We start from the raw sequence: 24684 nt of genomic DNA, 5'->3' as shown, positions 1-24684 counted from the left end.
CCACCCGGGAAGGTCACCCCATCGGTCTGCCGCCCGCGGTCTGCGGCCTGCGTCCGTGCCGCGCGGTCTACGCCGCCAGGTCCCGCCCGCCCACCTCAGACGACCGCGCCTCACCGGGAATCACCCGTGCCCGGGCCTGCCGTCCTTTGATCAGCCACGCCCCCCGCCGCGACTGCTCGACCGCCCTCATCAACGGCGTCAGCAGCGCCATCGCGGGCGGCGACAGCAACAGGGCGACGGCCGTGCCGAGCGCGAGACCGCCCACGACGTCGGTCGGGTAGTGCACACCCATGTAGACCCGGATGAACCCGCCCAACACCCCGATCACCAGGGCGACGAGCCCGAGCCGCCGGTTGGCCAGGAACAACCCCACCGCCAGCGCCATGGTGAGCGTCGCATGGTCGCTGACGAACGAGAAGTCGGTCTTGCCGTCGACCAGGACCTCGAGTCCCTCATGGTCGTAGAACGGCCTGCGCCGCTCCACGAACCCGCGTATCGGCACGTTCACCAGGACCGCGACGCCCGCCGCGAGGGGAGCCCACACCAGGGCCGCCACGGTCGGGGCCGCGTCCTCGCCACCCCGCCGTCTGACGCCCCACCAGCACCACACCACCAGCCCCAGCAGGGCGAACAGCAGGCCGAACTCGCCCATGAAACCCATGATTCCATCGACCCACGGGGGTGCGGCCTTCGCCAGGCCATTGATGTCGTAAAGCAGGTCGACGTCGGGATTCGACCCGGAGTCGGCGAGTCCAGCCATGGTGCTGCGGCTCCTTCGTCGTTTTGTCTCGGCGCACAGGGCGATACGCCGCTCCGCCACCCCCGTGGTGTGTAGGTCCGCTGACTGTTCGGGCTACGACAACAGGAACGCACGACCCTTGCCCGTACGTTCCAACATCCACTGAATGAGTACGCAGACGTTATCGAAGAGAGATGCGTCTTCGCAGCTCAGGGGGTGGGTTCGCCAGACGCTCAGACTGTCGTGGGGAGCGCTTTCGCGCCATCTTCGGTGACGCGAGTGGCACCGAGGTAGTCAGGTGTGTCGATCGGGTCGAACCGGATCACAGCGCCCGGACGGGGCGCGTTGATCATGTACCCACCTCCGACATAAATGCCCACATGCCGGATGGCCCGCGCATTGGTGAGGTCGTCCGAGAAGAAGACCAGATCGCCGGGAAGCAATTCCTCCCGCGCGGGATGCGGTCCCGCGTTGTACTGGTCGTTGGCCACCCGCGGGAGCGTGATCCCCACACTCTCGTACGCGGCCTTCGTCAGCCCCGAGCAGTCGAAGCGTCCTCCCTGGTCAGCGGTGCCGTTACCACCCCAGAGATAGAGTGTGCCGAGCTTCTCCTGCGCGTAGCCGATGGCTCCGGCCGCCTGCTCGGACGGGTCGACCCGGCCGACCGGCGCGGCGAAACTCTTCTCCAGGGAGAGGATGCGCTTGACGTAGTTCTGCGTCTCCTCGTACGGCGGCACACCGCTGTACTTGATGACCGCATAGGCCCCCGCGTTGTAGGAGGCCAGCATGTTTTCGGTCGGATTCCCCGGGACGTCCTTCACGTAGCCCGCGAGGGCGCAGTCGTACGTCGCCGCCGACGGAATCGCGTCGTTCGGGTCCCACACGTCCCGGTCGCCGTCGCCGTCCCCGTCGACACCGTGGGTGGCCCAGGTGCCGGGGATGAACTGGGCGATGCCCTGCGCCGCCGCGTGGCTCTGCGCCTTCGGGTTGAACCCGCTCTCCTGGTACAACTGGGCGGCGAGCAGCGCCGGGTTGATGGCCGGGCAGAGGTTGCCCCAGGTCGCCACGAGCTTCTGGTACTCGGCCGGCACCGCGCCCTTCGCCAGCGTCTTGGCGGCCCCGCCGCCGGCCCCGCCGGCGAGGTTCCCCGCGACGACGTAGACCCCGACGGCAAGCAGCATGACGAAGGCGATCGCCGAGCTTCCCGCGACCCCCACCGCGATCCAGGCCTTACGCACCGTCAACCGCCCCTCGCCGTCCAGAAGTACGCCGCCCACTGCCCACGTCCGTGGTCAGTGTAGAGGCGGACGCCCCCCTCCGGAGTGATCATGTGAGGGGAGCAACGGACGCGCCGCGCGGGCCGGAACGCACCACGGGGTACGGCGTCAACCGCCGCACTCCGCCCACAGGCCCCTCCCTCCCCCACGGCCCACGCCCCACACGGACACACAGGCCCGCACCAACGGCAGCCCCCGCCCGTTCTCGGACTCGTCCGGTGGGGCGGCGAGCGGTGTGGTGCCGACGAAGCCGGGCGGCACCCGCGGGTCCGTGTCCCACACCCCGACCCGCAGCCGCCCCGCCTCGGCGGCCCGCAGCCGCAGCGCGTAGGGCCCGGTGGTGTGCGGATGGGCGTTGGCCAGCAACTCCGCGGCCGGCGGAGCGATACGCACCACCACGCCCGATGCCTTCATGACCCTTGTCCAGTCACTCAAGGAGGAACGGGAGGTGACGGCCGGTCGGCCATCCGCCATCGAGGTGGCCCTCGGCGACGGCAACACGGTCCGTATCCGTGCCGCCGCGGCCCCGGGCACCGCCGTCACGACGGACCGGCGCAGGTGGGACACGTTCGTCCGGGGTGTGCGTGCGGGTGAGTTCGACCATTTCTCGGTCCGAACGTGATACACAGAGTGATGATACGCCTCCTCACCCACCGACCCGCGCCCGTTCCGGGGACCGGCGCGCGCCGGTGACAGCGGTTATTCATACAAAACCTGCCAACTAATGACGCCGAGTCGGCATGCGGCGGCGCCATCGTCGGCGACAATGGGCCCTGACCTCTGCGCCAGCAGAGGCCTGGAACGACCCGACAGGGGCGGTGACTTACATGTTCTTCGCGGCCGACGAGGGAGACATCAACACCATCATCGGTGGGATCGCTCCCGACTGGGGTCCTTTCGGCAGCCTGGGCAACGAGGCCAAAGTCATGATCGAAGTGGTCATGGCGCTCGCCATCCTGATCTGCCTCGGCATCGCCATCTGGGGCGCGGCGAAGCAGCGCATCGGTGCGACGGCGCTGCGGGACACGTTCAGCGCGGAGCAGGGCAAAGGTCTGATCATCGCCGGGCTCACGGGCGTGTTCATCATCGGTTCACTGGGCACGGTGTTCACCATCGTGTACGGAATGGCCGTTTAGGGCCCCGCCCCGTGCGTCCGACCGGGTACGCCCAGCCTCCCCTCCCCTCCACCCCACCCGCCCGTCGCGCCCACCGCCCGAGGTTGCGTTTCCCTGATGTCGACTCATAACACCGCGCCCGCGCGGGGACCAGCACGGCTACCGTCGTACCAGGAGTACGCGGAGTACGAGGTGTTTCCGCACGACGCTGAGGGGGCGCAGGCGGTATGAGTCTCGGGGACGAGTACGAGAGCACCGGCGGGTACGGCGGATCGGGCCAGACCCGTACCCGCATGCCGGACAGCGGCGGCCCGCACGGCGGCGGACGCAGAGGCGGCGGCCGTACGTCGTCCCGGAGCCTGGTCACGGTGGTCGGCGTGGTGGTGCTCCTGATCGCCGCGATCGCCTTCGCGAACCGTGGAGGAGGCGATTCCGCATCGGGTGAGGGCGACGACTCCCCGAAGGCGGAGGCGACGGCCCCCTCGGGAGAGAAGCCGGTCCGGTCGGTGAACGCCGGCATCCCCTCAGGCTTCGCCCGGGACCGCCAGGGAGCGGAGAGCGCGGCGGCGAACTACGCGGTGGCGCTGGGGTCGGCTGAGATGTTCAACAAGGGGAAGCGCGACGCCATTCTGAACTCGGTCCTCGTCCCCGCACGGGTTGCGGACTTCGGAGCCACACTCGACAAGGCGTACACGCCGGAGTTCAACCAGAATGTGGGTCTGAACGAGGACGGCACGACGCCCGAGGGCTACACGTTCGTCTCGCGTACAAGCCCGATGGGTACCAAGGTCATCGAGGCCTCCGACAACGCCGCGACGGTCGAAGTCTGGTGCAGCGGCCTCCTCGGCCTTGCGGGCGAGAGCTCCACCAACCCGGTCATCAACAGCTGGTTCACCATCACTGTTCAGCTCGAGTGGACCAACGGCGACTGGAAGATCGTGACTCACTCTCAGAAGGACGGCCCGACGCCGGTTCCCGGCGATGAGCGGGCCTCCAGTGCCGAAGAGATGGCGAAGGCCGTCGAGGAGTACGGAGGGTTCACGTATGCCCGCTAATCGTCGCCTGTTCAAGCTGGCCGGTATCGCTGCGGCCGTACAGGTATCAGCCGTCCTTTTCGCCACCCGGGCCATGGCAGCGCCCACCCCCACGCCCACTCCTGAGGAGAGCAACAATCCCTGCGACCTGATCCACGGCCCCGCCAAGGAGCGCTGCGAGCAAGGCAATGGCGCAGCCTCCGGCGACTCCGGCGGAGCCGGCACCCTCGACAGCCCCGCCTCCGCCCTCGACCCCCTCGCCTCCCTGGCCCAGGGCTGCGCCGACGCCGCCTCCTGGACGATCAAGAAGCTCAGCGCCGCCGTCGACGAGACCGCGGCCGTGGACTTCACCAACCCGACGTTCCTCAAGCAGTACGCGGTCGTCTTCGCCGCGTCGACGATCCTGACGCTGCTGCTGTGGCTGATGGCGGTCGCCAAGCGGGCCGTGCGGGGTGTCCCCCTCACGACGGCCCTGTCCGAGGCGATCGGCTTCCTGTGGCTGACGGTGCTGGCCTCGGCGTTCACCCCGCTGATCCTCTACACGATCGTGTCGGCCACGGACGGCATCACGGACGTGCTGGCGAACGCGACCGGCGACCAGACGAACACGTTCTTCGGCACGTTCGCCGGCGCCCTGGAGAAGGGCGCGGACATCGGCGGCGGCCCGATCATGCTGATCGTCGTCTCGCTGGTGTCGATCGTCGCGGCCGGGGTGCTGTGGCTGGAGCTGGTCATCCGCGCGGCGCTGCTCTACGTGGGCGCGCTGCTGGGCACGGTCGTGTACGCGGGTCTGGTCGACAAGAACCTGTGGGGCCATGTCCGGCGCTGGGCGGGCATCATGATCGCGGTGATCCTGGTGAAGCCGGTCATCGTCATAGTGCTGGGCCTGGCGGGGGCGCTGTCCAACGAGGACGGTCCGGACGCGTTCTCGGCCGTGGTGTCCGGCCTGGCGATCATCCTGCTGGCCATCTTCGCCAGCGCGATGATCTACCGCTTCGTGCCGGGCTTCGGAGACGAGATCGCGAACTCGCGCAGCAACCGCCTCATGCAGGGTGCCGAAGGCAAGGCCGCGGCGGTCATGGCCTCCCCGGCGACGATGGTCGCGCAGGGCATCAAGACCCACAGCACGCGCGCCGACAGCAACGGCGGCGGGGGCGGCCAGTCCTCCGGCGGTGCCCGCCCGTCCAACCCCGTCTCCGGCGGAGTCGCCGCGCACAGCGCGCGCACCTCGAACAGCGGCGGCGGAGCCGTCCCCTCCGCCGCACCCGCCCCCCGCCAGGGCGGCCCGGTGAGCACGCCCCACGGGAACCGCAACAGCAACAGCACGGGAGGTGAAGGGCGTTGACGACCGAAGCCCATATGTCCCATCCGGTCACGCCCCGCCGTACGTATCTGATCGGCCGCGCCCGGCCGAACGCGATCGTCGGCCGCAATCGCGAGACCGGTGAGATCGCGCTGATCGTCGTGGGCGCGTTCTTCGGCATGATGGCCGGTCTGCTCGTCCCCGTCCTGACCCTGCGGATCGTGCTGCTCACGGGCCTCCCGATGATCGCCCTGGCGGCCGTGTACGTCCCCTACAGGGGCCGCACCTTCTACAAGTGGTTCGAGATCAACCGCAGTTACAAGCGGACCCTGCGCCAGGGCACGACGTACCGCTCGGGCGTCGTCGAAGCCGGCACCCGGCTCGACGGCCGGGAGATCGAGATCGGCCCGCCGCCGGGGATCGGCCGGATCACCTGGCTCGCCGCCCCGTTCGGGCCCGACGAGATCGCCGTGCAGCTGCACGCGGACCGCAAGACGGTGACCGCCGCCATCGAGATCGAGGGCCCCGGCGTGGGCCTGCGTGACTCGGAGGACCAGGAGGCGCTCGTCGACCGCTTCGGCACGTTGCTCAAGCACGTGGCCAACGGCGACGGCTTCGTCACCCGCATCCAGATGCTCGCCCGCACGCTGCCCGCCGACCCCGACGCGCACGCCAAGGACGTCTCACAGCGCGGCGACGACCAGGCGCCGCCGTGGCTCCAGCAGTCCTACGACCAGCTGCAGTCGATGGTGTCGACCAGCAGCGAGCAGCACCGCGCGTACCTCGTCGCCTGTATGCACTTCAACCGCGACCTGGCCGCCGAGGCCAACGCGATGGCGCGCGCGATGCGCACCCAGGGGCGCGGCAAGGTGGACCGGGACGCCGGGCTGGCCGTCGTCATGGCCCGTGAGCTGACCGACATCTGCTCCCGGCTCCAGGAGGCCGACATCCGCGTCCGGCAGCCGCTCGGCCAGAGCCGCCTGTCCTCGCTGATCCACTCCATGTACGACCCGGACCACCCGATCGACCACATCCAGGCGATGACCAAGCGCAACGCCTGGCCGGCCGAGCTCGACGCCATGGAGCCCACCTACCTCCAGGCCAAGACCCGCGAGTCCTCCACCCGCGCCCCCTGGTGCCACGCCACGGCCTGGGTGAAGGAGTGGCCGATGACCCCGGTGGGCGTCAACTTCCTGGCGCCGCTCCTGGTCCACACCCCGGACGTGATCCGCACGGTCGCCGTGACGATGGACCTCGAGCCCACCGAGGTCGCCATCGAGCGCATGCTGACGGAGAAGACCAACGACGAGGCCGAGGCCTCGCGCGCCGCGAAGATGAACCGCACGGTCGACCCGCGCGACATCGCCGCCCACGGCCGTCTCGACCAGCGCGGCGAGGACCTCGCCAGCGGCGCGGCCGGCGTCAACCTCGTCGGCTACATCACCGTCTCCTCCCGCACCCCCGAGGCGCTGGCCCGCGACAAGCGGACCATCAGGGCGTCGGCGGGAAAGTCGTACCTGAAGCTGGAGTGGTGCGACCGCGAGCACCACCGCGCCTTCGTGAACACACTCCCGTTCGCCACCGGCATTCGAAGGTAGGGGCTGAGTTCTGATGCGGGATCCGCTGTCCGTCGTCACCGACGCCTTCACGTCGTTCCTGTTCGGCAAGGTCGAGACGACACGGCTGCCGGTACGCACCTCCACGGGCCAGGCGCAGGCCGTCTACCTCCCGACCGCCGCCCCCGGCCTCGGCGACTCCGGCGTCATCATCGGCCGCGAGGTCTACTCCGGCAAGGGCTACATCTACGACCCGTTCCAGCTCTACGGCCAGCAGCTCCCCGCGCCGCACTGGCTGGTCCTCGGCGAGTCCGGCAACGGCAAGTCGGCGCTGGAGAAGACGTACGTCATGCGCCAGCTGCGCTTCCGCGACCGCCAGGTCGTCGTCCTGGACGCACAGGGCGAGGACGGCGTCGGCGAGTGGAACCTCATCGCGCAGGAACTCGGCATCACTCCCATCCGGCTGGACCCGAGGGCCGCCCTGGACCACGGCATCCGCCTCAACCCGCTCGACCCGTCGATCACCACGACCGGCCAGCTCGCCCTGCTGCGCACCATCATCGAGGTCGCGATGGGGCACGGCCTGGACGAGCGCGCCGGCTTCGCGCTCAAGGTCGCGCACGCCTTCGTCACCGAGACGATCGTCGAACGCCAGCCGGTCCTCACCGACATCGTCGAGCGCCTGCGCCACCCCGAGGCGGAGTCGGCGGAAGCGATGAACGTCGCCATAGACGACGTGCGGGCCTGGGGCCTGGACGTCGCCCTGGTGCTCGACCGGCTCGTCGACGGTGACCTGCGCGGCATGTTCGACGGCCCGACGACGGTCGGCATCGACCTGGACGCGCCGCTGATCGTCTTCGACCTGTCCCACATCGACCGCAACTCCATCGCCATGCCGATCCTGATGGCGATCGTCGGCGTCTGGCTGGAACACACCTGGATCCGCCCCGACCGCAAGAAGCGCATCTTCCTGGTCGAGGAGGCCTGGCACATCATCAACAGCCCTTTTGTGGCGCAGCTGTTCCAGCGGCTGCTCAAGTTCGGGCGACGGCTCGGCCTGTCGTTCGTCGCGGTCGTCCACCACCTGTCCGACGTGGTGGACGGGGCGGCGGCGAAGGAGGCGGCGGCCATCCTCAAGATGGCGTCGACCCGGACCATCTACGCCCAGAAGGCCGACGAGGCACGGGCGACGGGCAGAGTGCTGGGCCTGCCCCGGTGGGCGGTGGAGATCATCCCCTCGCTCACCCCGGGCATCGCGGTCTGGGACGTCAACGGCAATGTGCAGGTGGTCAAACACCTCATCACCGAGACGGAGCGCCCGCTGGTCTTCACCGACCGCGCGATGACCGAGTCCTCCGTCGACTTCCTCGCCGCCGACGACGCCCTGCGCGCCGCCGAGCTGGAGGCGGAGCAACGGGCGGCGGCCTTCGTGGAACAGCACGTCGGCGACTCCGAGTCGACGGTGGCGTAGGGGAAGGGAACCGACGTGAGACCGGACGGTCACGGCGGCGGACAGGGTCAGGCGCGGGACGGCCGGGGCGGCGTCCCGGACGGGCTGCTGGTCGGGCTGCTCGCGTTCCTGCTCGGCATCACCCTGCTGGTGTGGACGGCCACGGGCCTCGCGAGCCTCTTCGCCCGCGGCTCCTGGCCGTCCGGTGTCACCTTCACCCGCACCCCGGTCGCCATACGCCACCTCGTCTCCCAGCCCCACGACGTCCCGGACGCCTGGCCGGACACCCCGGCCTCCGCCCTCCCGGGATACGGGCTGTTCTGGGGCCTGCTCATCGGCCAGCTGATGCTGCTGGTCGTCCTCACCGTCTTCGTCCTGGGCACGGTGGCCCGGTGGCGGGCGGTACGGGCCCGGCAGAAGGCCGAGCGGGCGGCGGGGCACGCGGCCCCGACGGCGAAGCCGGAACCTTCGCCGGAGCCGGCCCAGCACGAGGTACCGACCCCGAGAACGGCACCCGATCCCGTACGGGGACGGGAAACGGAACCGCTCCCGGCCACGACCCCACCGCAGGAGGCCGAACCCGCCCCCACCGAAGCCCTCCCGCCGCTGGGGGACCCGGCCCCGTCGGCCCTCGCGGTCCGCCCCTCGCCCTCCGACCCGGTGGTCTACGGCCCCCCGGACGCCCGTCGCACCGCCGCCGCCGCGGCCGTACGGGACGCGGAGGGCCCCGCTCTCGTCCTCACCTCGAACCCCGCCCTCTGGGAGGAGACGAAGGACGCGCGGGCCAAGCTCGGCCCCATCCACCTCTACGACCCGACCCACCTCTGCGACACCCCGGCCCGCCTCCACTGGTCGCCCACCAGCGGCTGCGAGGCCAAGGACACGGCCGTCGCGCGCGCCGCCGCCCTGCTGGCCCCGGTCCTCCCCGCCTCCCGCCTCGACCAGGCCGTCAGCGACACCGCCCAGACCCTCCTGCGCTGCTACCTGCACGCCGCCGCCATCGACGGCCGTACCGTCCGCCACGTCCACCGCTGGGCACAGGGCACCCAGGTCCAGGAGGCGGTGCGCATCCTGCGCACCAGCCCGAAGGCGGCCCCGGGCGCCGCCGGCGAACTGGAGTCGACGCTCACCGCGTACCCGGAACGCCGGGACATCGCGCAGCAACTGACGACGCGTGCGCTGTCGGCCCTGTCGACGGTCAACGTCCGCGAGGCCTGCACGCCCGACCGAACTGATGCGCTCGCCCTGGATTCCTTCGTCCACGAAGGGGGCACGCTCTATGTGGTGGGCGAGTCCATCGAGGATCCCCGCACCCGCCCGGGTGCGATGCCGTTGCTGACGGCCCTCACCGCAAGCGTGGTCGAGCACGGCCGGCGCATGGCCGAACGGTCATCCTCCGGTCGGCTCGACCCACCATTCACGCTGGTCCTGGACGACGTGGCGGCCGTGGCCCCGCTCCCCCAGCTCCCGGACCTGCTCGCCACCGGCCCGGAGCGGGGCATGCCCGCCCTGGCCCTCCTCCGCTCCCGCGAACAGTCCCGGGCCCGCTGGCCGCACGACGGCCTCGGCCTCTACCTCGGGACGGGCAGGCGCGTAGGTTGAGGTGTCGCGTATTCGCCGCCGACGCGGCCGGAAGTCGCCCTGTGCGCCTGCCGCCGTATTGGGTCCTGTGGGGGTCCGTTCATCGCTCCGGCTCCTGTCGGGTGTTGGGCCGTGGGAAGCGATGGAGGATCAGGCGCAGGGTGGGGAGTTGATCGGCCGGGGCGAAGGCCGGGTCGGTGGCGGCGCTGGTGTAGAGAGCGGCGATGAGTGCCATGCCCCAGGCTGCGGTGTCGTCCGGGTTCGAGCCGTCCCCAGCCGAGCGGGCTCCAGACGAGGGCTCCCAGTCCCTGGTCGAGCCCGAGGGGCATCAGCTCCCCTTCGTAGTCGTGGCCGACGAGGGAGGAGTGGACCTGATGGGCGACATAGCGCGGGTGGCCGTATCTCTCCGCGCTCGCGAGGGACTTCATCGCCTGCCAGCCGGAGAAGTTGGAGATGCCGGGTAGCGGACCTTCCCTGCCCGTACGAGATCGTCGAGCGTGGACAGGACTTCGTCGACCGGTGTGCCGGCGTCGAAGGCGTGCAGGTGGAACAGGTCGATGCAGTCGGTACCGAGCCGACGCAGGGCGTCCTCGCACGCGGTGGTCAGGCGCGAACGGAAGGAGCCGGCGTCGCCCGGGCCGTCGTCCATCGGCAGGCCGGTCTTGGTGGACACGATCGCCTGGTCCCTGCGGCCTCTGATCGCCTCGCCCGGCACCTCCTCGGAGGCCCCGCTGGAATAGACGTCGGCGGTGTCGGAGATCGTGATCCCGGCGTCGAGGCAGATCTCCACGAGACGGCATGCTTCTTGCGCGTCGGGTCTTGCCCCAGGCGCCGAACAGCGGTCTGTGGCCGCCGAAGGTGCCGGTGCCGAAGCTCAGTGCGGGGACCTTGAGGCCTGATGCGCCCAGCCGACTGTATTCCATGGCTGTTCCTCCAGGCCGTCGACCGGGGCGAGGCGCCCGAGGGCACCGATGCCCACGAGGTGATCCGCGCCGTCTCCGCCCCCCTCCACTACCGCCTGCTGACCAGCAGCCGCCTCGACGAGGCCGCCGCGGACCAGGCCGCCGAGGCCGCGGTGGCTGCGACACGTGCAGGAGCGTACCTGCGGGGCGACGGAGGTCGCGAGTGACCGGCTTTCCCGCAGGAACGGCGTGGGGGCGGATACGCCCGCACGCTCGAGAGTCACGTATGCGCCGTGGCCGTCGACTGATCACCGCCGGGCGGCGGCACGGTGGGCTTCAACAGCACGGACTTCTCCGCCGGCACGGTGGGCTTCTACTTCGGCGAGCCAGTGCCCCAGAGGGCCGCCTGCGCCGTACAGCGGACGGCACGGGCGACCCCTTGACCACTCCGAGTACCGACACCCTGACGCGTTGTCAGTGGCATCTGTCAGCATGTGCTGCTGTGCGGGGAGTTGTGACGAGAGGGAGGCTCGTATGCCGTGGGTACGGTCGTACGTGTGCTCGGACGGGACACCGGTTCGCGGTCATACGCGGTGGGCTCCGGGCGCCAGACGGGAAACAACGATCTTCGGTTTCGTGGCCGTGGCCGTGGCCGGGCTGGGCCACGGCACCCTCTCTGCCGGGGAGGACGAGGCCCCGTCGCCGAAGTCGACGGGGCGGTATCCGATCCGGTTCGACCACGCCCCTGCCGTGCGGGCGCCGGAGCCCCGTCCGTCGGTGTCGTACCCCATCCGGTGGGAGTGGTGACCCGGCACCGGCCGCCGGCTCGGCGGCGTACGAGGCGACCGAGCCGGCGGCAGCAGCAGCGGGACGCGCAACTGCTCGTCTTCGCCGTGGTGGCGGTTGCCGCCATCGGCCTGGTGGTGATGGCGGTCAACTGGCTGCTGGCGCACTGGTGGGTCCTCGTCGTGGTCCTGGTGCTCGCCGTGCTGGCCGGTGGGGGTTGGCTGTACGGCCGGCAGCAACGGGTGCGGTGGGAGGCGGTGCGGGCGCGGGGCCTGCGCTACGGGCTTCCTCAGCTGGACGCGCTGCACCACACGCGGTTCGAGGACGCGGTACGGGAGCTGATGCAGCGTGACGGCTGCCGGGACGCACGGCGGGTCGGGGGCCGCGGGGACCTGGGCGCGGACGTGAAGGCCACCGATCCGTTCGGGCGGCGCTGGGTGATCCAGTGCAAGCACCGCCGTGACGGCGTTCGGGGTTCGGCGGTGGGGACGCCGGATCTGCAGGTACTCAACGGCACGGCCCGGCAGGTACACGGGGCCGACGTCGCGGTGATCGTCACGAACGGCCGGGTGACCGGTCCCGCGGTGACGTTCGCCGGACAGCAGCGACTGCACGTCGTCGACCGCCAGACGCTGGCCGTGTGGGCGTCGGGCTCGCGTCCACTGTGGGAGCTGCTGCGGGCGGTTCCGCCCCCGCGTCGCCCGACCCCTCTGAGCTGAAGAGGTCAGGTCCGTACGGGCCTGCAGCCGGCCGCGGGTTCCGCTTCGGCGACTGCCGCCGAACGGTCGGGGACCGCAAACGAACACCACTGGAGATCCAGGCGGTATGCACACCCCACGGGACAGGCATACGCCGGATGGCGCTCGGCAGCCGGTTCGACGTGGGAGGTTCCACGACCGACGGCCGCATCGAGGCCGTGCTCCACGGCCACAACGAGTACATGCTCGCCGGGCTGGTCGAATGGCTCAAGGCGACCGGCCCTCCGGGTGCCCGAGACCACCTGGCCTCGGTCTGGCCTCGATCGGCAACGCGCTCGTCGAACGATACGGCTGACCGCGAACCGGCGGAGACCTGCACGCTTCTCGAAGCGGACGAGACAGAGTTTCGAGGTCCGTTCCGGCAGACGCCCGGTCACGACGCCGACGGGTCCGCCGGCCTGGCTCGCTGCGGGTGGACCGTCTCGTGCCGGACCAGCATCGCCACGCACTCGGCGATCTTCCGGGTGCGCGTCTCGGCCCGCTTGACGGCATCGACCCGGTTGATGAGGGCGAAGCGGTTGGTCCTGGTGAGCACCTCGAACATCGCCTGCGCCGCTGGGTCGGCGGCGATCGCGGCTCGCAGGTCGGCCGGCACCTCCGCTTCCGATGACGGCGCATAGGCGGCCGTCCACCGCCCGTCGGCCTTCGCGGCGTCCACCGCGGCGCGGCCGGCGGGCAGCATCAGACCGGCCGCCTCCAACCGGGCCACGTTGGCGACGTTGCGCTGGGACCAGACGCTACGGGGCCGGCGCGGGGTGAGCCGCCTCCAGGAACTCTCCTCGTCACGCTTGCGGGCCTGCCCGTCGATCCAGCCGAAGCACAGTGCCTCGTCGACCGCCTGCTGCCAGGTCAGCGTGGTGACGGAGCCGCCTTTCCTGGTCAGGGCGAGCCACACGCCAGGAGAGGCGGTGTGGTTGTCCAGCAGCCACGCGCGCAGCGCCGCACCGTCAGCAACGATCAACTCATCCAGCTCGGTTCCGGTCACCAGCGCAGGTTAGTTGGTGCCGCGACCCGACGTGTGACCTGTCCTGCTGCCGGACCGGGCGACGACGTCTGTGGACCGGCTCTTCGCACACTCTGACCGCGTGCTGCTCAGCCCCCGGCTCCGCCTTCAGGTGCCCTGAGGGTCCTCGTCCTCGCCGAGGCGTTGGTCGAGGTCGTTCGCCCACTGGCGGGCCCATGTCCTGAGCTGCGTGATCTGCTCCCCGGTGAGGTCGTAGGCGGCGAACTCCTCGTCGTCGTACCACTCGGCGCCCGCCAGGCGGTCACTCGGGTCCTCGCGGCGGAACTCGTCGCGGCCGTGCCGTTCGCCCAGCCGCTCGAGCACGGTGACCGTGTGGTGGGCGGAGGCGGCATGGACGTCGATCAGGTCGCGGACCGCGCCGCGGTCGGCGAGGGCACGGACCTTGGTCCCGATCACGTCGTCGAGGGCGAGGACCGGGCCGTATGCGGTGGTGAGCGGCGCGGCCCACAGGTTCTCCTTGAGGACATCCACCGCGCAGTCCTCGCCGGTGTCCGGGGCGGTGTCCGGGTCGGCCGCGAGGTGGCGGGCCGACAGCGGGTCGACGCCGATCACCGTCACGCGCCAGCCCCGCTCCGTCAGGGCCCGGCGCAGCTGCTCGGCGATGTCCGCCATGGGGGCGGGGTTCTCCGTGGCGACGTCGAGGTCCTGACTGAGCCGGTTCACCAGCCCGTGTGCCTGGACGGCGTATCCGCCGGTGATGACCAGCGGATAGGGCGTGCCGATGGTGAGGACGTCCGGCGGGAGACGGCGGTGCAGGCCGCTGAGGTTCACGCGGCGGCGGACGCCTCACGGGCGAGCTCGGGGAAGGCGTCCTCCCACACGTCGCGGATGTGCCTGCTGACCAGGGTGCGCAGCGCCGGCCACTGGGATGCGAGCAGGTCCCGGTTCAGGAAGACAAGGAGGTCCTGGCGCCGGCCCTCGGCCAGAACGGTCCGGTAGAAGCTCATCCGCTGACGCGGCCGGTCGAGGTCGTACGCGCGCAGGCCGGACCAGGCGACGTGCAGCGGGAGCTCGACCTGCCCGTGTGCCGGTCCGGTCAACTCGTCCAGCCCGTCGGGCAGGCGGCTCGCGTACCGGGCGCGCAGCACGTCTGCGGCGGACGGTTCGAGCGAGCGGGAGTGCTGCGGATCCATACCCCGCCTTATCCCTCGGCTGCACGTGTCCGTCGAAGACCGGGCGAGAACCGGCATCGGACACCGAACGCCGGGCTCGGCAGGGGTGCCGGGTCCGCGGCAGCGCGGCGACATGTGCGTGCCGCCCAGCCGGCCAGGGCCCTTCGGTGCGTGACCGCGTTCCGCGTCTGTCGGTTGCCCACGTTCGCAGCCAGGAGCCCGGCTCCGGGCGCGGTGGTGTGTGCTCCGTCGCGAGCGACGCTGTGGGTGGCGGTGGGCGGCGGGGCGTGACGAGGAGGCGGGGCGTTGCTATGTCACCTCGCCGGCACCCGTGACCATGCGGACGAGGGCGTCGACGAGTTCGCCGGCGGTGGTGTGCCACTTGTCCGTGTCGAGGTGGCCGCTGAGCTCCATGCCCGCGATGCCGTGGGCGCTGGTCAGCAGCACGGCTCCGTAGTGCCGTGCGTTCCGCTCTCCCACGAGGGCGGCGACGATGTCCAGGAACTCGTCCTGGAAGCGCTCGGCCGCGCGGTCGGCCACGGCCGGGTCGCCTTCCGGCCCGCACAGCTGACGCCGGATGCGGTCCATCCCGTCACCGAGTTGCCCGGGGAGGTTCGCGCGCCGCCTGAACAACACCTGGTACAGGTGCGGCTGGTCCCGGCCGACGTCGATGAGGGCGTGGAGAGCGCCGCGCAGCTTCTCGGAGGCGGACAGGGCCGGGTCGGTCCGCAGGGTGTGCACCCGGTCGCCGATCCGTTCCCAGCCTTCGGCCGCGACGGAGGTGAGCAGGCTGTCCTTGCCCGTGAAGTGCCGGTACGGCGCTCCCCGGGTCACGCCTGCCCGCGCGCCCACCTCGCGCAAGGTGACCGCTTCGGTGCCGCCGAGGTCGAGGAGTTCGGCGGCCGCGTCGAGCAGGGCACGGCGGGTGGCGGCGGCGGACTCCGCGCGGGTGGTCATGGCACCCATCTTACAGTTGACGATGTCATCTGGACCAGTACAGTAGCCAAGGTGACAACGTCATCTGAAGCCCAGAAGCTGATCGTCGTGACCGGAGCCTCCACGGGCATGGGCGCGTCGGCCGCCCGCGAACTGGCTCGCCGGGGCTTTCACGTCCTGGCCGGCGTGCGACGCAACCGTGACGCCGACGCCGTCCGATCGACCGGCATCGAGCCGGTCATCCTCGACATCACCAAGTCCGAGCAGGTGGAGGCACTCGCCGCGCGGGTCGCCGACGACCCGCGCGCCCTGCACGCGCTCGTCAACAACGCCGGCGTCCAGGTGAACGCCCCGGTCGAAACCCTGCCGATGACGGAGTGGCGGCGGGTCTTCGAAGTCAACCTGTTCGGCCACATCGCCGTCACTCAGGCGCTCCTCCCCGCACTGCTGCGCAGCAAGGGCCGCGTGATCAACATCAGCTCGGTCGGCGGCACGGCCGCCATGGCCACATACGGCGCCTACGCGGGCGCGAAGTTCGCCCTGGAGGCGGTCAGCGACTCACTCCGCCGGGAGGTCGCGCCGCTGGGCGTACAGGTGGTGGTGATCCAGCCCGGCGGCGTCCGCACGGAGCTGGCCGCCCGCGGGGTCGAGGCGGCGAACGAAATGGCCGTCCGGATGACGCCGGAGCAGGACGAGCGCTACGGCAGCCTGGTCCGGGCGAACAACGAACTGATGGTCACGGGCACTGCATCGGGCCTGACCGCCGACGCCGCCGCCCTGGTCATCGCGAAGGCCGTGACAACCCGCAAGCCGCGCACCCGCTACACCGCCGGCCGGGACGCCGCCCTGATCACCCGCCTGGTCCGGATCCTGCCCGACCGCACACTCGACCGCGTCCTCGCCGCCAACCTGCGCCGCCACCACCCGAAGGGAGCCGTCGGCTGACGAGGACTCCGCGAACGGCTCCGCCCCCTGTGGTGCGGCCACCGGTGAGAAGACCGGCCTCGGGACTGGCGGACTCTCGTCATCACATGCCGCCGGTTCCCAGCGGAACCCGACCTGGCGGTGACCGTGTGTGATCCCCAACGGCGTATCGGCTCCAGGTCCCGCCGGCTTCGGTGACCAGGCGGGTGGCGGTCTCGTCGTGACAGCCGAGTGCCTTCGCGATGACGGGGGCCGGGGCTCGGAGGACGAGCTGACGGAGCGCGGAGGTTCTGCCGCGCTGCGGAGGGACGCCGATCTCGCGCAGGTGGACTCGAAGGCCGACCGGGTTCACGGGCCGTCCGGGCTGACGGCCGGGGAAGAGCCACGGTGAGCTTCTGCTGTTGGCGCAGAGCGGCGTCAGCAGGCGTCAGGAGCCTCACGCAAGCGGGCGGGCACCGCGCAGGAACTGCTCGACGGCGGTCTCCACCAGCCCGTCGAGCAGTTCCGGCCGGACGATGTTGCCGTTGGTGATCGAAGCGATGCCCTGGAGGGTCGCGAACAGGACGATCCCGATCCGCTCGGGTTCGCCCGCCTGGAGCGCCCCCTGCTCCTGGCCCTGGACGATCAGGGCGTTCATGAGCCCGAACGGCGCCTCCGCCGCCTTGAAGATCCGCTCCGCACCCGGCCGGTGCTTGCTGGTGTACATCAGCTCGAGGAGCGCCGCGTTCTCGGTGGCGAAGCGGGTGTAGGCCGTCATGGCGGCCCGTACGCGCGAGGGGAAGTCCTCGTCCGGGCCCGCCGGCGCGGCGCGCAGCACCGTGTCCAGCCGGGCGAACCCGTCCTCGGCGAGCGCGTCGAGCAGTGCCTGGCGGTCCGGGAAGTGCCGGCGCGGCGCGGCGTGGCTGACGCCGACTTCCCGGGCCAGGTCGCGCAGCGACAGCTGGTCCGCGCCACGCTCCCGCAGGCCGCGCGCGGCCGCGTCGAGCAGGGCGGCCCGGAGGTTGCCGTGATGGTAGGGCCTCTCTTCGGTGGCGTCCGCGATCGCGTCTGGCATGGCCCCACCCTAACAGCGTGTATCCATTGACTACTTTGTTGTCGGAGTCTACTTTGTAGCTCATGGCAACATCAGCGTTTTCCACCGCGGACATTCCGTCCATGACGGGCCGCACGATCGTCGTCACCGGCGCGAACAGCGGGATCGGCCGCGTCGCCGCCCGCGTCCTCGCCGCCAAGGGGGCGCGCGTCGTGTTCGCCGTACGCGACGCCGGAAAAGGGCGTGAGGCAGCCGCCGGGGTGTCCGGCCACACCGAGGTCCGCCGGCTCGACCTCGCCGACCTCTCCTCGGTCCGCGCGTTCGCCGAGGACTTCACCGACCCCGTCGACGTACTGATCAACAACGCGGGCGTGATGATCCCGCCGTTCTCCCGCACGGCCGACGGCTTCGAGCTGCAGTTCGGCACCAACCACCTGGGGCACTTCGCGCTCACGAACCTCCTCCTGCCACAGATCCGGGAGCGGGTCGTCACTCTCTCGTCCAACGGCCACAAGATGGGCTCGATCGACTTCGACGACCTCAACTGGGAGCACAGGCCGTACCGGGCGATGTCCGCGTACGCGCAGTCCAAACTCGCCAACCTGCTGTTCACCTCGGAACTCCAGCGCCGGCTCACCGAGGCCGGCTCCCCCGTGATCGCCACCGCCGCGCACCCGGGTCTGGCGGCCACCAACCTGCTGAGGTACGACGGCCGGGGACGTGTCCGCCACCGCGTGAAGACCGCGGTGGCGGGCCTCCTCACACAGAGCGAGGACGCCGGCGCCCTCCCCACCCTCTACGCAGCCGTCGCGGACGTCCCTGGCAACAGCTACGCGGGGCCGAGCGGCTTCATGGAGGGCCGCGGCGCCCCGGAACTGGTCGGCCGCTCGGCGAAGGCGCAGGACGCCGAGGTGGCCCGCCGCCTGTGGAAGGTTTCCGAAGACCTGACGGGAGTCGTCTTCCCCCGCTCCGCTCTCCGGGCCGACTGATCCGTGCCGACGGTGGCCGTCTCGGCACCAGGGCCGGTGCCGCTCAGCGCCCGACGACCATCTCGATCTCGCGCTCGTCCGGCTTCCCCTCCAACGGCACGGTCGCCCCGCTCTCGGTGAATCCCGCCTTTCGGTAGAAGCCGAGAGCGCGCCCGTTGTCGGGGGGCACGATGAGCCGCACCCGCTCCGCCCCCACGCCACCGTCGACCGCACCCGCGTCCTCACGACGTTCGACCTCGACGAGGAAACGGGCTCGAGGGACTGCATCCAGGCAGTGACCCCGGCGTACGACGTCAAGCTGGTGGAGCCGTCATAAAACCGACCCTAAACGCGGGAAGCCCCGTGCCGAAGGGCACGGGGCTTCCCGTCAAAGATTGTTCGGCGGCGTCCTACTCTCCCACAGGGTCCCCCCTGCAGTACCATCGGCGCGGTAGGGCTTAGCTTCCGGGTTCGGAATGTAACCGGGCGTTTCCCCCACGCTATGACCACCGAAACACTATGAAACAGACAACCGCACCGCCCACCACCGCATACCGGTGACGACGGGGTCGTTCGTGGTTTCAGAACCAACACAGTGGACGCGAGCAACTGAGGACAAGCCCTCGGCCTATTAGTACCGGTCAACTCCACACGTTGCCGTGCTTCCATATCCGGCCTATCAACCCAGTCGTCTACTGGGAGCCTTACCCTCTCCAGGAGGTGGGAGTCCTCATCTCGAAGCAGGCTTCCCGCTTAGATGCTTTCAGCGGTTATCCCTCCCGAACGTAGCCAACCAGCCATGCCCTTGGCAGGACAACTGGCACACCAGAGGTTCGTCCGTCCCGGTCCTCTCGTACTAGGGACAGCCCTTCTCAAGACTCCTACGCGCACAGCGGATAGGGACCGAACTGTCTCACGACGTTCTAAACCCAGCTCGCGTACCGCTTTAATGGGCGAACAGCCCAACCCTTGGGACCGACTCCAGCCCCAGGATGCGACGAGCCGACATCGAGGTGCCAAACCATCCCGTCGATATGGACTCTTGGGGAAGATCAGCCTGTTATCCCCGGGGTACCTTTTATCCGTTGAGCGACGGCGCTTCCACAAGCCACCGCCGGATCACTAGTCCCGACTTTCGTCCCTGCTCGACCCGTCGGTCTCACAGTCAAGCTCCCTTGTGCACTTACACTCAACACCTGATTACCAACCAGGCTGAGGGAACCTTTGGGCGCCTCCGTTACTCTTTAGGAGGCAACCGCCCCAGTTAAACTACCCATCAGACACTGTCCCTGATCCGGATCACGGACCCAGGTTAGACATCCAGCACGACCAGACTGGTATTTCAACGACGACTCCACCACCACTGGCGTGACAGCTTCACAGTCTCCCAGCTATCCTACACAAGCCGAACCGAACACCAATATCAAACTGTAGTAAAGGTCCCGGGGTCTTTCCGTCCTGCTGCGCGAAACGAGCATCTTTACTCGTAGTGCAATTTCACCGGGCCTATGGTTGAGACAGTCGAGAAGTCGTTACGCCATTCGTGCAGGTCGGAACTTACCCGACAAGGAATTTCGCTACCTTAGGATGGTTATAGTTACCACCGCCGTTTACTGGCGCTTAAGTTCTCAGCTTCGCCACCCCGAAGAATGACTAACCGGTCCCCTTAACGTTCCAGCACCGGGCAGGCGTCAGTCCGTATACATCGCCTTACGGCTTCGCACGGACCTGTGTTTTTAGTAAACAGTCGCTTCTCGCTGGTCTCTGCGGCCACACCCAGCTCAGAGGGAAAACCCCATCACCGGACATGGCCCCCCTTCTCCCGAAGTTACGGGGGCATTTTGCCGAGTTCCTTAACCATAGTTCACCCGAACGCCTCGGTATTCTCTACCTGACCACCTGAGTCGGTTTAGGGTACGGGCCGCCATAAAACTCGCTAGAGGCTTTTCTCGACAGCATAGGATCATCCACTTCACCACAATCGGCTCGGCATCAGGTCTCAGCCCCGTGTGCGACGGATTTACCTACCGCACGGCCTACACCCTTACCCCGGGACAACCACCGCCCGGGCTGGACTACCTTCCTGCGTCACCCCATCACTCACCTACTGACCGCTTGGACCGGCGGCTCCACCACTTTCCCTTCCCCGAAGGGTCCGGAACGGCTTCACGGCCTTAGCATCACGATGCTCGATGTTTGACGCTTCACAGCGGGTACCGGAATATCAACCGGTTATCCATCGACTACGCCTGTCGGCCTCGCCTTAGGTCCCGACTTACCCTGGGCAGATCAGCTTGACCCAGGAACCCTTAGTCAATCGGCGCACACGTTTCTCACGTGTGTATCGCTACTCATGCCTGCATTCTCACTCGTGAACCGTCCACAACTCGCTTCCGCGGCTGCTTCACCCGGCACACGACGCTCCCCTACCCATCACGATCCCCGTTGGGGGCACATATCGCAATGACACGACTTCGGCGGTACGCTTGAGCCCCGCTACATTGTCGGCGCGGAATCACTAGACCAGTGAGCTATTACGCACTCTTTCAAGGATGGCTGCTTCTAAGCCAACCTCCTGGTTGTCTGTGCGACTCCACATCCTTTCCCACTTAGCGTACGCTTGGGGGCCTTAGTCGATGCTCTGGGCTGTTTCCCTCTCGACCATGGAGCTTATCCCCCACAGTCTCACTGCCGCGCTCTCACTTACCGGCATTCGGAGTTTGGCTAAGGTCAGTAACCCGGTAGGGCCCATCGCCTATCCAGTGCTCTACCTCCGGCAAGAAACACACGACGCTGCACCTAAATGCATTTCGGGAGAACCAGCTATCACGGAGTTTGATTGGCCTTTCACCCCTAACCACAGGTCATCCCCCAGGTTTTCAACCCTGGTGGGTTCGGTCCTCCACGAAGTCTTACCTCCGCTTCAACCTGCCCATGGCTAGATCACTCCGCTTCGGGTCTTGAGCATGCTACTGAAACGCCCTGTTCGGACTCGCTTTCGCTACGGCTTCCCCACCCGGGTTAACCTCGCAACACACCGCAAACTCGCAGGCTCATTCTTCAAAAGGCACGCAGTCACGACGCCGAGTGCACGCACTCGACGCGACGCTCCCACGGCTTGTAGGCACACGGTTTCAGGTACTATTTCACTCCGCTCCCGCGGTACTTTTCACCATTCCCTCACGGTACTATCCGCTATCGGTCACCAGGGAATATTTAGGCTTAGCGGGTGGTCCCGCCAGATTCACACGGGATTTCTCGGGCCCCGTGCTACTTGGGTGTCTCTCCAACGAGCCGCTGACGTTTCGACTACGGGGTCTTACCCTCTACGCCGGACCTTTCGCATGTCCTTCGCCTACATCAACGGTTTCTGACTCGCCCTGTTGCCGGCAGACAACAGAAGAGAGATCCCACAACCCCGCATGCGCAACCCCTGCCGGGTCTCACACACATACGGTTTAGCCTCATCCGGTTTCGCTCGCCACTACTCCCGGAATCACGGTTGTTTTCTCTTCCTGCGGGTACTGAGATGTTTCACTTCCCCGCGTTCCCTCCACATACCCTATGTGTTCAGGTATGGGTGACAGCCCATGACGACTGCCGGGTTTCCCCATTCGGACACCCCCGGATCAAAGCCTGGTTGACGACTCCCCGGGGCCTATCGTGGCCTCCCACGTCCTTCATCGGTTCCTGGTGCCAAGGCATCCACCGTGCGCCCTTAAAAACTTGGCCACAGATGCTCGCGTCCACTGTGCAGTTCTCAAACAACGACCAACCACCCACCACCCCCGGCAACAACCGGAGTTCACTGGGGCCGGCATCCAGAGGGATCATTCCCTCAGACACCCAACAGCGTGCCCGGCACCCTCTGCCGCTCCCCCGACGTTCCACACCCCTGCGGGCAGTACTGGAAGAAGAAAACAACCAAGAGCACCGACTAATCAACGTTCCACCCATGAGCAACCAGCACCGGACACGCGCCGGTGTACTGGCCCCTGGACCACCGGGCAAGCCCGGCAGCCTGGAAGTGCTCCTTAGAAAGGAGGTGATCCAGCCGCACCTTCCGGTACGGCTACCTTGTTACGACTTCGTCCCAATCGCCAGTCCCACCTTCGACAGCTCCCTCCCCACAAGGGGGTTGGGCCACCGGCTTCGGGTGTTACCGACTTTCGTGACGTGACGGGCGGTGTGTACAAGGCCCGGGAACGTATTCACCGCAGCAATGCTGATCTGCGATTACTAGCAACTCCGACTTCATGGGGTCGAGTTGCAGACCCCAATCCGAACTGAGACCGGCTTTTTGAGATTCGCTCCACCTCACGGCATCGCAGCTCATTGTACCGGCCATTGTAGCACGTGTGCAGCCCAAGACATAAGGGGCATGATGACTTGACGTCGTCCCCACCTTCCTCCGAGTTGACCCCGGCGGTCTCCTGTGAGTCCCCATCACCCCGAAGGGCATGCTGGCAACACAGAACAAGGGTTGCGCTCGTTGCGGGACTTAACCCAACATCTCACGACACGAGCTGACGACAGCCATGCACCACCTGTACACCGACCACAAGGGGGGCACTATCTCTAATGCTTTCCGGTGTATGTCAAGCCTTGGTAAGGTTCTTCGCGTTGCGTCGAATTAAGCCACATGCTCCGCTGCTTGTGCGGGCCCCCGTCAATTCCTTTGAGTTTTAGCCTTGCGGCCGTACTCCCCAGGCGGGGAACTTAATGCGTTAGCTGCGGCACCGACGACGTGGAATGTCGCCAACACCTAGTTCCCACCGTTTACGGCGTGGACTACCAGGGTATCTAATCCTGTTCGCTCCCCACGCTTTCGCTCCTCAGCGTCAGTAATGGCCCAGAGATCCGCCTTCGCCACCGGTGTTCCTCCTGATATCTGCGCATTTCACCGCTACACCAGGAATTCCGATCTCCCCTACCACACTCTAGCCTGCCCGTATCGACTGCAGACCCGGGGTTAAGCCCCGGGCTTTCACAATCGACGCGACAAGCCGCCTACGAGCTCTTTACGCCCAATAATTCCGGACAACGCTCGCGCCCTACGTATTACCGCGGCTGCTGGCACGTAGTTAGCCGGCGCTTCTTCTGCAGGTACCGTCACTTTCGCTTCTTCCCTGCTGAAAGAGGTTTACAACCCGAAGGCCGTCATCCCTCACGCGGCGTCGCTGCATCAGGCTTTCGCCCATTGTGCAATATTCCCCACTGCTGCCTCCCGTAGGAGTCTGGGCCGTGTCTCAGTCCCAGTGTGGCCGGTCGCCCTCTCAGGCCGGCTACCCGTCGTCGCCTTGGTGAGCCATTACCTCACCAACAAGCTGATAGGCCGCGGGCTCATCCCTCACCGCCGGAGCTTTTAACCCCCACCCATGCGAGTGGAAGTGTTATCCGGTATTAGACCCCGTTTCCAGGGCTTGTCCCAGAGTGAAGGGCAGATTGCCCACGTGTTACTCACCCGTTCGCCACTAATCCCCACCGAAGTGGTTCATCGTTCGACTTGCATGTGTTAAGCACGCCGCCAGCGTTCGTCCTGAGCCAGGATCAAACTCTCCGTGAATGCTCTCCCGTAACCGGGAAGGACACATCACGAGAGCGGAACAGTCGAGCGGAACAGGCCCGACCGTTCACAGCGTCCTCGCTGTGTTTTCTTCAAAGGAACCTCGTCCCGGCCGAACGGCCGAGGACGGGGTATCAACATATCTGGCGTTGATTTTTGGCACGCTGTTGAGTTCTCAAGGAACGGACGCTTCCTTCGTACTCACCCTCTCGGGCTTTCCTCCGGGCGCTTCCCTTCGGTCCTGCGTCCCCGACTCTACCAGATCTTTCCGATCCGATTTCCTCGGGCCTTCCGCTTTCCAGGCTCCCGCTTTCGCGTTCCCCTTTCCGGCGGATCCGACTCTATCAGATCTTTTTCTTCGACCTGACCCCCGGTCAGCGGGGTTCGCCTTTCCGGCCCTTGGGCCGTTCCGACGTCTCAAACCTTAGCGGACCTGCTCGCCGCTTCTCAAATCGGAGCTGTTCGGATCCGATTCGAGCAGCGACGTCCCGTGCGAATTGAATTCGGACATGCCGATAGTCGTCCGCTGGAGAGGTCGTGCCGGGGTTTTGAGTGCCGCTTTCGCGGCGGAAGCGCCGCCGAAGAACCGTTACGTCCCGATGGCAACTCGAAGAACTCTA

The 24684-nt window shown here is 67.9% G+C and carries 20 protein-coding genes, 3 rRNA genes and 2 pseudogenes; 11 read left to right on the top strand and 14 right to left on the bottom strand.

Annotated elements, in window-relative coordinates:
* Positions 1-67 precede the first annotated feature (67 nt).
* The 3 genes from HUV60_RS18005 to HUV60_RS17995 all read right to left on the bottom strand — a co-directional run bounded on the left by HUV60_RS18005 (position 68) and on the right by HUV60_RS17995 (position 2430).
* Positions 68-760: a phosphatase PAP2 family protein gene (locus tag HUV60_RS18005; protein ID WP_257848287.1), complete on the bottom strand. Its 693-nt coding sequence runs from the start codon at positions 758-760 to the stop codon at positions 68-70.
* Between the two features lie 212 nt (positions 761-972).
* Positions 973-1977 (bottom strand): C40 family peptidase, encoded by a 1005-nt coding sequence (locus tag HUV60_RS18000; protein WP_257850140.1) that lies wholly within the window; start codon positions 1975-1977, stop codon positions 973-975.
* A gap of 147 nt (positions 1978-2124) precedes the next feature.
* The gene (locus HUV60_RS17995; RefSeq protein ID WP_257848286.1) at positions 2125-2430 is read right to left on the bottom strand and encodes an ATP-binding protein; all 306 of its coding nucleotides are present in this window, start codon (positions 2428-2430) and stop codon (positions 2125-2127) included.
* On the opposite strand from HUV60_RS17995, the gene HUV60_RS17990 reads away from it, so the two are divergent.
* The 7 genes from HUV60_RS17990 to HUV60_RS17960 all read left to right on the top strand — a co-directional run bounded on the left by HUV60_RS17990 (position 2429) and on the right by HUV60_RS17960 (position 10076).
* Positions 2429-2638 carry a hypothetical protein gene (locus tag HUV60_RS17990; RefSeq protein WP_257848285.1) on the top strand — a complete coding sequence of 70 codons (210 nt, stop codon included), beginning with the start codon at positions 2429-2431 and terminating at the stop codon, positions 2636-2638. The two genes, HUV60_RS17995 and HUV60_RS17990, sit on opposite strands and share 2 nt — an antisense overlap.
* A gap of 205 nt (positions 2639-2843) precedes the next feature.
* A complete protein-coding gene (locus HUV60_RS17985; RefSeq protein WP_042174769.1) occupies positions 2844-3152 on the top strand; it encodes a hypothetical protein in 309 nt (102 codons plus the stop codon).
* Between the two features lie 206 nt (positions 3153-3358).
* Positions 3359-4186, top strand: coding sequence for a hypothetical protein (locus tag HUV60_RS17980; RefSeq protein ID WP_257848283.1), 828 nt, complete (start codon positions 3359-3361; stop codon positions 4184-4186).
* Positions 4176-5510 (top strand): hypothetical protein, encoded by a 1335-nt coding sequence (locus HUV60_RS17975; protein ID WP_257848282.1) that lies wholly within the window; start codon positions 4176-4178, stop codon positions 5508-5510. The genes HUV60_RS17980 and HUV60_RS17975 overlap by 11 nt, the downstream gene beginning before the upstream one ends.
* A 14-nt stretch (positions 5511-5524) precedes the next feature.
* Positions 5525-7066, top strand: coding sequence for an SCO6880 family protein (locus HUV60_RS17970; RefSeq protein WP_443047530.1), 1542 nt, complete (start codon positions 5525-5527; stop codon positions 7064-7066).
* A 13-nt stretch (positions 7067-7079) separates the two neighbouring features.
* The gene (locus HUV60_RS17965; RefSeq protein WP_257848280.1) at positions 7080-8495 is read left to right on the top strand and encodes an ATP-binding protein; all 1416 of its coding nucleotides are present in this window, start codon (positions 7080-7082) and stop codon (positions 8493-8495) included.
* Positions 8496-8510: 15 nt separating this feature from the next.
* Positions 8511-10076: a type VI secretion protein gene (locus HUV60_RS17960; RefSeq protein ID WP_257848279.1), complete on the top strand. Its 1566-nt coding sequence runs from the start codon at positions 8511-8513 to the stop codon at positions 10074-10076.
* A 79-nt stretch (positions 10077-10155) separates the two neighbouring features.
* Here HUV60_RS17960 and HUV60_RS17955 read toward each other — a convergent pair whose 3' ends face one another.
* The gene (locus HUV60_RS17955) at positions 10156-10290 is read right to left on the bottom strand and encodes a hypothetical protein (RefSeq protein WP_257850311.1); all 135 of its coding nucleotides are present in this window, start codon (positions 10288-10290) and stop codon (positions 10156-10158) included.
* A 28-nt stretch (positions 10291-10318) separates the two neighbouring features.
* A pseudogene (locus HUV60_RS17950) lies at positions 10319-10978 on the bottom strand (aldo/keto reductase); the annotation flags it as partial.
* Positions 10979-10989: 11 nt separating this feature from the next.
* On the opposite strand from HUV60_RS17950, the pseudogene HUV60_RS17945 reads away from it, so the two are divergent.
* Both HUV60_RS17945 and HUV60_RS17940 read left to right on the top strand, forming a co-directional pair.
* Positions 10990-11184, top strand: a pseudogene (locus HUV60_RS17945) (TetR/AcrR family transcriptional regulator C-terminal ligand-binding domain-containing protein); the annotation flags it as partial.
* Positions 11185-11760: 576 nt separating this feature from the next.
* On the top strand, positions 11761-12462 hold the full coding sequence (locus HUV60_RS17940) for a restriction endonuclease (RefSeq protein WP_257848278.1): 702 nt from the start codon (positions 11761-11763) through the stop codon (positions 12460-12462).
* A 412-nt stretch (positions 12463-12874) separates the two neighbouring features.
* On the opposite strand, the gene HUV60_RS17930 is transcribed toward HUV60_RS17940, so the two are convergent.
* The 4 genes from HUV60_RS17930 to HUV60_RS17915 all read right to left on the bottom strand — a co-directional run bounded on the left by HUV60_RS17930 (position 12875) and on the right by HUV60_RS17915 (position 15594).
* A complete protein-coding gene (locus tag HUV60_RS17930) occupies positions 12875-13489 on the bottom strand; it encodes a YdeI/OmpD-associated family protein (protein ID WP_257850139.1) in 615 nt (204 codons plus the stop codon).
* Positions 13490-13612: 123 nt separating this feature from the next.
* Positions 13613-14296 carry a nucleotidyl transferase AbiEii/AbiGii toxin family protein gene (locus HUV60_RS17925; RefSeq protein WP_257848277.1) on the bottom strand — a complete coding sequence of 228 codons (684 nt, stop codon included), beginning with the start codon at positions 14294-14296 and terminating at the stop codon, positions 13613-13615.
* Positions 14293-14658 carry a hypothetical protein gene (locus HUV60_RS17920; RefSeq protein ID WP_257848276.1) on the bottom strand — a complete coding sequence of 122 codons (366 nt, stop codon included), beginning with the start codon at positions 14656-14658 and terminating at the stop codon, positions 14293-14295. The genes HUV60_RS17925 and HUV60_RS17920 overlap by 4 nt, the downstream gene beginning before the upstream one ends.
* Positions 14659-14946: 288 nt before the next feature.
* Positions 14947-15594 carry a TetR/AcrR family transcriptional regulator gene (locus HUV60_RS17915; RefSeq protein WP_257848275.1) on the bottom strand — a complete coding sequence of 216 codons (648 nt, stop codon included), beginning with the start codon at positions 15592-15594 and terminating at the stop codon, positions 14947-14949.
* A 51-nt stretch (positions 15595-15645) separates the two neighbouring features.
* Between HUV60_RS17915 and HUV60_RS17910 the strand changes: the two genes are divergently transcribed.
* On the top strand, positions 15646-16518 hold the full coding sequence (locus HUV60_RS17910) for an SDR family oxidoreductase (protein WP_257848274.1): 873 nt from the start codon (positions 15646-15648) through the stop codon (positions 16516-16518).
* Between the two features lie 415 nt (positions 16519-16933).
* Here the strand turns inward: HUV60_RS17910 and HUV60_RS17905 are convergent, their stop codons facing one another.
* Positions 16934-17551: a TetR/AcrR family transcriptional regulator gene (locus HUV60_RS17905; protein WP_257848273.1), complete on the bottom strand. Its 618-nt coding sequence runs from the start codon at positions 17549-17551 to the stop codon at positions 16934-16936.
* A 101-nt stretch (positions 17552-17652) separates the two neighbouring features.
* Here HUV60_RS17905 and HUV60_RS17900 point away from each other — a divergent pair, with 101 nt between their 5' ends.
* Positions 17653-18519, top strand: coding sequence for an oxidoreductase (locus tag HUV60_RS17900; RefSeq protein ID WP_331462003.1), 867 nt, complete (start codon positions 17653-17655; stop codon positions 18517-18519).
* Positions 18520-18562: 43 nt separating this feature from the next.
* On the opposite strand, the gene HUV60_RS17895 is transcribed toward HUV60_RS17900, so the two are convergent.
* The 4 genes from HUV60_RS17895 to HUV60_RS17880 all read right to left on the bottom strand — a co-directional run bounded on the left by HUV60_RS17895 (position 18563) and on the right by HUV60_RS17880 (position 24064).
* Entirely contained in the window at positions 18563-18688 is a 126-nt protein-coding gene (locus HUV60_RS17895; RefSeq protein ID WP_443047332.1) for a hypothetical protein, read from the bottom strand.
* 207 nt (positions 18689-18895) lie between these two features.
* Positions 18896-19012: ribosomal RNA gene (gene rrf / locus HUV60_RS17890) — 5S ribosomal RNA — on the bottom strand.
* A gap of 97 nt (positions 19013-19109) precedes the next feature.
* A 23S ribosomal RNA gene (locus HUV60_RS17885) occupies positions 19110-22230 on the bottom strand.
* A gap of 306 nt (positions 22231-22536) precedes the next feature.
* Positions 22537-24064: ribosomal RNA gene (locus HUV60_RS17880) — 16S ribosomal RNA — on the bottom strand.
* Together the 16S, 23S and 5S rRNA genes form the textbook arrangement of a ribosomal RNA operon.
* Positions 24065-24684: the final 620 nt, after the last annotated feature.

The sequence above is a fragment of the Streptomyces sp. KMM 9044 genome (assembly GCF_024701375.2).
Taxonomy (GTDB): Bacteria; Actinomycetota; Actinomycetes; order Streptomycetales; family Streptomycetaceae; genus Streptomyces.
Note: the sequence above shows the minus strand (reverse complement) of the source record. Positions and strands in the feature narration are given on the sequence as shown.

Coding starts and splice junctions, on each gene's coding strand:
- HUV60_RS18005 (WP_257848287.1), bottom strand. CDS start 760: ATGGCTGGACTCGCCGACTCCGGGTCGAATCCCGACGTCGACCTGCTT.
- HUV60_RS17990 (WP_257848285.1), top strand. CDS start 2,429: ATGACCCTTGTCCAGTCACTCAAGGAGGAACGGGAGGTGACGGCCGGT.
- HUV60_RS17995 (WP_257848286.1), bottom strand. CDS start 2,430: ATGAAGGCATCGGGCGTGGTGGTGCGTATCGCTCCGCCGGCCGCGGAG.
- HUV60_RS17985 (WP_042174769.1), top strand. CDS start 2,844: ATGTTCTTCGCGGCCGACGAGGGAGACATCAACACCATCATCGGTGGG.
- HUV60_RS17980 (WP_257848283.1), top strand. CDS start 3,359: ATGAGTCTCGGGGACGAGTACGAGAGCACCGGCGGGTACGGCGGATCG.
- HUV60_RS17975 (WP_257848282.1), top strand. CDS start 4,176: ATGCCCGCTAATCGTCGCCTGTTCAAGCTGGCCGGTATCGCTGCGGCC.
- HUV60_RS17970 (WP_443047530.1), top strand. CDS start 5,525: ATGTCCCATCCGGTCACGCCCCGCCGTACGTATCTGATCGGCCGCGCC.
- HUV60_RS17965 (WP_257848280.1), top strand. CDS start 7,080: ATGCGGGATCCGCTGTCCGTCGTCACCGACGCCTTCACGTCGTTCCTG.
- HUV60_RS17955 (WP_257850311.1), bottom strand. CDS start 10,290: ATGGCACTCATCGCCGCTCTCTACACCAGCGCCGCCACCGACCCGGCC.
- HUV60_RS17920 (WP_257848276.1), bottom strand. CDS start 14,658: ATGGATCCGCAGCACTCCCGCTCGCTCGAACCGTCCGCCGCAGACGTG.
- HUV60_RS17915 (WP_257848275.1), bottom strand. CDS start 15,594: ATGACCACCCGCGCGGAGTCCGCCGCCGCCACCCGCCGTGCCCTGCTC.
- HUV60_RS17905 (WP_257848273.1), bottom strand. CDS start 17,551: ATGCCAGACGCGATCGCGGACGCCACCGAAGAGAGGCCCTACCATCAC.
- HUV60_RS17900 (WP_331462003.1), top strand. CDS start 17,653: ATGACGGGCCGCACGATCGTCGTCACCGGCGCGAACAGCGGGATCGGC.